This window comes from Egibacteraceae bacterium (assembly GCA_040905805.1).
GTDB lineage: Bacteria > Actinomycetota > Nitriliruptoria > Euzebyales > Egibacteraceae > DATLGH01.
On the sequence record JBBDQS010000080.1, the window covers coordinates 1 to 5,470 of the forward strand.

6 protein-coding genes are annotated in these 5,470 nt (G+C 73.3%); 3 read left to right on the plus strand and 3 right to left on the minus strand.

Translation table 11 applies throughout. The features are described from left to right. On the plus strand, positions 1–608 hold a 608-nt coding region (locus tag WD250_08735; protein MEX2620293.1), incomplete at its 5' end, for a UDP binding domain-containing protein. Between the two features lie 69 nt (positions 609–677). Here WD250_08735 and WD250_08740 read toward each other — a convergent pair. From WD250_08740 to WD250_08750, 3 genes are all read right to left on the minus strand, one after another. Then, the gene (locus WD250_08740; GenBank protein ID MEX2620294.1) at positions 678–1,709 is read right to left on the minus strand and encodes an S-layer homology domain-containing protein; all 1,032 of its coding nucleotides are present in this window, start codon (positions 1,707–1,709) and stop codon (positions 678–680) included. Positions 1,710–1,835: 126 nt separating this feature from the next. Beyond that, the gene (locus tag WD250_08745; protein MEX2620295.1) at positions 1,836–3,158 is read right to left on the minus strand and encodes an amidase; all 1,323 of its coding nucleotides are present in this window, start codon (positions 3,156–3,158) and stop codon (positions 1,836–1,838) included. A 5-nt stretch (positions 3,159–3,163) separates the two neighbouring features. Beyond that, on the minus strand, positions 3,164–4,132 hold the full coding sequence (locus WD250_08750) for a UDP-glucuronic acid decarboxylase family protein (GenBank protein MEX2620296.1): 969 nt from the start codon (positions 4,130–4,132) through the stop codon (positions 3,164–3,166). 93 nt (positions 4,133–4,225) lie between these two features. Between WD250_08750 and WD250_08755 the strand changes: the two genes are divergently transcribed. Next, complete coding sequence (locus tag WD250_08755) at positions 4,226–4,636, plus strand: SCP2 sterol-binding domain-containing protein (GenBank protein ID MEX2620297.1); 411 nt, start codon at positions 4,226–4,228, stop codon at positions 4,634–4,636. Between the two features lie 52 nt (positions 4,637–4,688). Continuing rightward, positions 4,689–5,470: nucleotide sugar dehydrogenase (locus WD250_08760; GenBank protein MEX2620298.1), on the plus strand; the 782-nt coding region annotated here is incomplete at its 3' end.

The window sequence follows — 5,470 nt, forward strand, 5'->3', positions numbered from 1 at the left end:
CCGACGCGATGGGCCACGACGCGCGCATCGGCCGGGCCTTCCTCAACGCGGGGCTTGGCTACGGCGGGTCGTGTTTTCCCAAGGACGTCGAGGCGTTCGTGCACATCGCCGCGGAGCTGGGCTATGACTTCGGGATGCTGCGCGAGACCGAGCGCATCAACCGGGAGGCCAAGCGCTGGCCGATGGTGCAGCTGCGCCGGATGGTGTGGAACCTGGCCGGCAAGCAGATCGCGGTCCTCGGGGTGGCGTTCAAGCCGGGCACCGACGACATCCGCGACGCGCCCGCCCTGGAGGTGGTCGACGCGCTGCTGGCCGAGGGCGCCGAGGTGCGCCTGCACGACCCCGTCGCGTTGGACCACGTGCGGGGGCGCTACCCCAGCGCGGTGCTGTGCGACAAGGCCACCGACGCCCTGTCGGGCGCGCACGCCGTGGTGGTGTGCACCGAGTGGGACGAGTACGAGGCGATCACCCCCGAGCAGCTGCGCGAGCTGCTGGCCTACCCCGTGGTGGTCGACGCCCGCAACGTGTGGGACCCCGACGCGCTGACCGCCGCCGGTCTGCAGGTGGCCAGCATCGGCCGACCCGCCGTGGACCACCCCGAACGTTGACGGGCGGGCCCCCCCCCCCCCACCCTGCACAGCTGAGAATCGCCTCCGCAAGCTCCGGCGATTCACGGGTCAGGCCGGGGGGGAGAGGTGGCCCCGTCGGACGAGCCGGTTCAGCATGCGGGCGAACATCGACGCCGCCTGGTCGCGCTGGACGGCGCGATGCGGCTCATAGATGGTGGAGGAGATCCCGACGATGATGCCCGCCTCGGCCGCGCGGTTGACCGCCTCCTCGTGCACGAGGCCGCCGTCGTCGGTGAACCGGTCGGGACCGACCGGGAGGGTCTCGCCGGTGATCGCCGCGTAGGCGCGGACGAGGAACGTGGCCATCTGCGCGCGGCTGACCAGCCCACTCGGCCCGTACACCGTGTCGGACAGTCCGCGGACGACGGACAGCTGCGCCAGCTGGTTGATGGCGTCGGCGTGGTGGTTGCCGGCGATGTCGGTGAAACCCTGGTCGTGGGGTGCCGGCAGGCGCAGGCCGGACCGTTGCACCAGACGGATGAGCAATGCGGCCATCTGCGCCCGATTCAGCGGGTCGCCCGTGCCGTAGGTGGCGGTGCTGGTGCCGTTGGCCAGGCCGTACCAGACCACGCAGGCAACGGCTTCCCGGTGGGTGTTGCCCCGGACGTCGTCGAAGGTGGTCGTCGGCACCAGCCCGGGCGGGCAGGCGGTGATGATGCGTGCGTCCAACGGCACGATCGCGCATGGCGCCGACCCGTCGGGTTCGCGGAAGATCTGGGTGACCCACAGCACGCCGGCGCGCCGCTTGGCGCCGATGCCCACCTCCGTGTAGCGCGTCGACAGCATGTGCGCGCGGTGGCCGGGGGAGGCCAGGAACCGCCGATGCACGGCGTGCGCCGTCGAGGCGACGCCCACGGTCTCGCCGAGGCCGCGCCACCCCCGCACCTGGGCGGCGATGGGGCCGTGTGACAGCTGCCCCTCGTCGGCCATGCGCGTGCTCCAGCTCCGGGCGACGTCGCGGAGGTCGCTGCACACGCGCAGGGGCAGGGCGCCGACGGCACCTCGGCTCTGGTCGACGAGGTTGACCAGCGCGGTCTCGGCGCCGGCGTCGACCTGCGCGGAGGCCTCGGTGGCGGTCACCAGTACGGTCGTGGCCAAGGCGACCACAAGCATGAGCGCTGTGGCGACGCGCAGGGGCGCCGCAGGGCATGAGCATGCCTGCATGGGTGAGCCAGCTCTGTGGGTGAGGGGTGGGGCGGGGTGACCCTAACCCGCGGCTGGTGGCCGCGGCAATCCGGGGGCGGGCTCGATCGGCCAGGGTCCACCCCGCAGGTCCTCGATCGCCGCCATGACCGCGAGCACGACCGGTTCGGCGAACCACGGGCCGACCACCTGGACACCGACCGGGGCGCCCGCAGCGTCCACACCCGCCGGCACGGAACCCGCGGGCACACCCGCGAGGTTCCACGGGTTGGTGAAGCGGGTCAGCACCCCCACGACGGCCTCGGCGTGCCCGTCCACGACCACGGGATCGGCCCCGACGGCGGGGACCACGCAGGGCAGGGTCGGGGTGACCAGCACGTCGACGTCGCCGAAGACCGTCCGGACCTGGGCACGCAGGCGGGCGGCGTGGCCGTGCGCTGCGGCCAGGTCGGTGGCCCGCAGCTCGCGGCCACGCTCCAGTCGGGCGCGGACGTCAGGCCAGAACCGGTCGGCATGCGCGGCCAGACGGTCACCGTGGATCAGGGCGGCTTCCGCACCGAGGACCTGTCCGTTGGCCGTGGCGGCACCCTCCAGCGCCGGCACGTCGACCGAGGTCACGCGCGCACCGGCGGCCGCGAGCATCTCGAGCGTCGCCTCCCACACGCCGCGGACGTCGGGGTCCATCCGCATCGCGCGGACCTGGGTGGGGACGCCGAGGCGCAGCTGCGCCAGGGGCGGGGGGTCAGGGGCGGGCGCGGCCTCGACGCTGTGATCGTCCGCCGGGTCGTACCCAGCGATGGCGTCGAGCAGCACGCCGGCCTCGGCCACGCTGCGGGCCATGGGGCCAACCGTATCGAGGCTCGGCGCCAGGGGCTGCACGCCGGTCAGGGGCACGAGACCGCGGGTCGTCTTCAGGCCGACCACGCCGCAGCAGGCCGCCGGGATGCGGACGCTGCCACCCGTGTCGGTACCGAGGCTCCCCTGCACCATGCCCGTCGCGAGTGCTGCCGCCGACCCACCGGAGGACCCGCCGGCGACGCGGCCGGGCGCCCGCGGGTTGCCGACCTGTGGCGTGACGAGGCCGTACGCGAACTGGTGGAGCGCCAGGGTCGCCACGACCGTGGCGCCCGCATCGAGCAGGCGCGCCACCGCGGTGGCGTGCACGGACTGCGGCGCGGGGTCGGTCAGGTCCGGCGCCCCGCACACGCGGCGCACGCCGGCCACGGCCAGGAGATCCTTGACGCCCAATATCACACCCGCCAAGGGCCCCCGGGGCGCGCCTTCCAGCGGGGGATCGAGCCACTCCACCACCGCCCCCAGGCCCGGCTCCCACGCGTCCCGGCGCACTGCCGCCTGGCGCACATCCGACGGATCGAGCGGGACCACCCGGATCACTCCTCGCCGAGACGCGAGCGGAACCACGGGACGGTGCGGGCCAGGCCGTCGGCGAGGTCGATCGTGGCGCGCCAGCCGAGCAGCTGCTCGGCGAGGGTCGTGTCGGGACGGCGCACCCGCGGGTCGTCGGTGGGGGTGGGGTGCAGCGCGACGCCGGGATGGCAGCCGACGGCGTCCTGCACGGCCTGGGCCAGCTCCAGGATGGTGACCTCGCGGGGGTTGCCGATGTTGACCGGTCCGGTGTGGTCGGCGACCAGCAGGCGCAGCAGCCCCTCGACCTCGTCGTCGACGTAGCACAGCGACCGGGTCTGGGTGCCGTCGCCGAACACCGGCAGCGGCTCGTCGCGCAGGGCCGCGGCGAAGAACGCCGGCACCGCCCGCCCGTCGTCCACGCGCATGGTCGGCCCGTAGGTGTTGAAGATGCGCGCGATGCGCACCGCCACGCCGTGCTGGCGGTGGTAGGCCAGGCACAGCGCCTCGGCGAAGCGCTTGGCCTCGTCATAGACCCCCCGGGGCCCGACCGGGTTGACGTTGCCCCAGTAGGTCTCCGGCTGGGGGTTGACCTGCGGGTCGCCGTAGACCTCCGAGGTGGAGGCCAGGAGCAGCCGCGCGCCCTTGGCGCGGGCCAGTCCCAGCGCCTTGTGGGTGCCAAGCGACCCGACCTTGAGCGTCTGGATCGGCCAGCGCAGGTAGTCCACCGGCGAGGCGGGCGAGGCGAAGTGCAGGATGTGGTCCACCGGGCCGGGGACGTGCAGGAAGTCGGTCACGTCGTACTGCACCAGGCGGAACCCGGGCCGGCCCGTCAGGTGCGCCAGGTTGTCGGGGTCGCCGGTGATGAAGTTGTCGATGACGGTCACCGCCGCGCCCAACGCCACCAGCCGGTCGCACAGGTGCGAGCCCAGGAACCCCGCCCCGCCAAGGACGACCACGTTCGCGCCGCGCAGCGCCTCGAGCCGGTCGGTCATTGGCAGAACCCTACCGGCCGGGACGGCGATTGCCCGTCCCCACCCCCTCGCAGGTAGGCTGCAGCATCCTCTGCCGACAAGGACAGCCGCCTCATGCCTGTGTTCCCGAGCGCCGAGTGGGTCCAGGCGTTCTGCGACGAGTTCGTCGCGCACCCCAAGGCCGGTGACGCCGCCACGGCACTGCAGGGCAGCTACCGGTTTGTCATCGAGCCGTCCGGTCCACTCACGCAACGCCACGTCTACGACCTGTCGATCGAGCCGGGTGGCGACGACGGCGCGGTGGCCAGGCTGCTCGACGACCCACCGGACCGTCCCCGACTGGAGCTACGCGCCGACTACGCCAACTGGCGCCGGCTGATCACCGGGCAGCTCGACGTGGCGATGGCGATCATGCTGCGGCGGGTGCGGGTGAGCGGGGACCTGTCGGGCGTGACCCGCAACCTGTCGAGCTCGAAGCCGCTGACCGATGGGCTGAGGGCGGTGGACACGCAGTGGATGGAGTGATGATGACGACGTGGGACGCAGCAGTGACCGTGGCGATGCAGGGGGGACACTCGTGAGGATCGGGATCATCGGCGTGGGTCACGTGGGTCTGGTGACCGCGGCGTGCATGGCCGAGCTCGGCCATGACGTGGTGGGCATGGACGACGACCGGGCCAAGATCGGCAGCCTGCACGGGGGGCGGATGCCGTTCGTGGAGCCCGGTCTTGACGAGCTGGTCGCGGGCGGGGTGGAGGCGGGGCGGCTGCGATTCAGCGACCAGCCGGGGGACGCGGTCGAGGGTGCGGATGTGGTGTTCATCTCGGTGGGCACGCCGCGGCGGGAGGACGGCGCGCCCAACCTGTCCTACGTGCAGGCGGCGGCGGCCAGCGTGGCCACCCACGCGACCGCCCCGGTGGTGGTGGCGGAGAAGTCCACGGTGCCGGTGCGCACCGGTGAGCGCATCCGCCAGGCGTTGGCGTTGGAGGCCCAGGCCGGCGGGGGCGGGCGCGCCCACGAGGTGGTGAGCAACCCGGAGTTCCTGAAGGAGGGCAGCGCGATCGAGGACACGCTGCGTCCCGACCGGGTGGTGGTGGGGGCGGACTCCGAGCACGCCCATGCGGTGATGCGCGAGGTGTACGCGCCGCTGCTTGCCCGCCACGACTGCCCGTACGTGGCCACCGACGTGCGCACCGCCGAGCTGATCAAGCACGCGTCCAACGCGTTCCTGGCCACCAAGATCAGCTTCATCAACGCGGTGGCGCGCATCTGCGAGCTGGCGGGCGCCGACGTGGAGCAGGTCGCCGACGCGATGGGCCACGACGCGCGCATCGGCCGGGCCTTCCTCAACGCGGGGCT

Coding starts and splice junctions, on each gene's coding strand:
- WD250_08750 (MEX2620296.1), bottom strand. CDS start 4,132: ATGACCGACCGGCTCGAGGCGCTGCGCGGCGCGAACGTGGTCGTCCTT.
- WD250_08755 (MEX2620297.1), top strand. CDS start 4,226: ATGCCTGTGTTCCCGAGCGCCGAGTGGGTCCAGGCGTTCTGCGACGAG.